The organism is Planomonospora algeriensis (assembly GCF_977012225.1).
The window spans coordinates 1-2097 of record NZ_CDRNDK010000736.1 but is presented as its reverse complement, the minus strand read 5'-3'; the positions used below and the strand labels follow the sequence as shown (position 1 = coordinate 2097).

Sequence of the window (2097 nt, the reverse complement as noted above, 5' to 3'; positions counted from 1 at the left end):
GGGGTCGTCGGCGGCGGGGCTCAGCGGGACCAGCGGCCCGGTCAGGCCCACGGCGCGGGCGAGCGCGTCGGAGACTCCGGGGTCGGCGACGTCGGCGTTGGTGTGGGCGGTGTAGAGGGCCACGTCGTTCTTGATCAGCCGGTGGACCAGCCGGCCCTTGAAGGTGGTGGCCGCGACGGTCGTGGTGCCGCGCAGGTAGAGCGGGTGGTGGGTCACGATCAGGTCGGCGCCCCAGGACAGCGCCTCGTCGGCGACGGCGGCGACCGGGTCCACCGCGAACAGGATCTTCCGGACGGGCTGGGCGGGGTCGCCGCAGACGAGCCCGACCGCGTCCCACGACTCCGCCCAGGCGGGGTCGTAGAGGGTCTCGAGCTCGGTGACGGCGTCGGCGAGGGTGGACACGTGCGGCAGACTACCGGCCCGCTCCGGGAGGGGCCGAACCCCGCCGCCCCCGCCGCCCCCCGCGTCCCCTTTCCGAGGCGCGCCCCCTCCCCGGCTTCCTCCGTCCGGGGCGCGGCCCCCTCCCGGGTCCCGGCCCCGCCGCCGTCGTCGTCTCCGCCCCTGTTTCCGGGCGCGCGGATCGCCTAGTGTAAGTGGATCCTGACTCGTGGAGGGCCGGCGTATGAGTCCCACTGTCGCGATCATCGGTGCCGGGTTCGGCGGGCTGTGCATGGCCATCCGGCTGGAGCAGGCCGGCGTCCGCTCCTACACGGTCTTCGAGAAGGGCGGCGACGTCGGGGGCACCTGGCGGGACAACACCTATCCGGGGGCGGGCTGCGACATCCCCTCGCACCTGTACTCCTTCTCCTTCGAGAAGTACTCCAGCTGGACCCGCCGCTACCCGGGGCAGCCGGAGATCCTCGCCTACCTGGAGTCCTGCGCCGACAAGTACGGCCTGCGCCCGCGCATCCGGCTGGGCACCGAGGTCACCTCGATCGCCTTCGACGAGTCCCTGGGCCGGTGGCGGGTGCGCACGGCGGACGGCGAGCAGCTCTTCGACGTGGTGCTCTCGGCCGTCGGCCAGCTCAACCGGCCCCGCCTGCCCGACATCCCCGGCATGTCGTCCTTCGCCGGTCCCTCCTTCCACTCGGCCCGCTGGGACCACTCGGCGGACCTGACGGGCAGGCGGGTGGCCGTGATCGGGAGCGGGTCGTCGGCGGCCCAGCTCATCCCGCCGGTGGCCGAGGCCGCCCGACACCTCGACGTCTTCCAGCGCACCCCCAACTGGGTGATCCCCAAGCCGGACGCCGTCTTCGGCCCGGCGGCGCGGGCGGCCTTCCGGTACGTCCCGTTCCTGCAGCGGGCCTACCGCGAGTGGGTCTACCGCTACGCCGAGGCCACCCTGCACAGCGCCCTGGCGGGCGGGTGGAGCACCGGGCTGCTCCGCAAGCGCGCCCTGGAACACCTGCACGCCCGGATCCCCGACCCGGAGCTGCGGGCCAAGCTCACCCCGGCCTACCCGGTCGGCTGCCGGCGGGTCGTCATCGACAGCGCGTTCTACCCGGCGCTGGCCCGGCCCGACGTGGACGTCGTCACCGACCCGATCGTCCGCGTCACGCCCTCGGGGGTGGAGACCGTCGCCGGCCACCGCGAGACCGACGTGATCGTCTACGCGACGGGGTTCCAGACCACCGACTTCCTCGCGCCGATCGAGGTCGTCGGCAGGCAGGGCCGCCGCCTGCACGAGGAGTGGAAGGACGGCGCGGAGGCCTACCTGGGCATCGCCGTGCCGCACTTCCCGAACCTGTTCCTGCTGTACGGGCCCAACACCAACCTGGGCCACAACTCGATCGTCTTCATGCTCGAGTGCCAGGTCCGCTACATCATGGGCTGCCTGCCGTACCTGGCGGGCGCGGGGCCGATGGAGGTGCGGCCCGAGGCGATGGACGCCTGGCGGCGGAGGCTGGAGCGGGCGCTGGACGACATGGTCTGGCAGGCGGGGTGCACGAGCTGGTACAAGAACGCGGCGGGCCGGGTGGTCAACAACTGGCCCGGGCCGACGACGCTCTACCGGCGCCTGACCCGCGCGCCCCGGCCGGGGGCGTTCCGCTTCGGCGGGTGAGCGCCCGGGGCGGGACCGGGCCAGCCGGGCCGGCG

The 2097-nt window shown here is 74.0% G+C and carries 2 protein-coding genes; one reads left to right on the top strand and one right to left on the bottom strand.

What is annotated here, in order from left to right; all coding sequences use genetic code 11:
- The coding region (locus ACWJ6R_RS35205; protein WP_449066354.1) for a Nif3-like dinuclear metal center hexameric protein at positions 1–402 on the bottom strand (402 nt) is incomplete at its 3' end.
- 220 nt (positions 403–622) lie between these two features.
- Here ACWJ6R_RS35205 and ACWJ6R_RS35200 point away from each other — a divergent pair.
- The gene (locus tag ACWJ6R_RS35200) at positions 623–2062 is read left to right on the top strand and encodes a flavin-containing monooxygenase (RefSeq protein ID WP_449066353.1); all 1440 of its coding nucleotides are present in this window, start codon (positions 623–625) and stop codon (positions 2060–2062) included.
- Positions 2063–2097 lie beyond the last annotated feature (35 nt).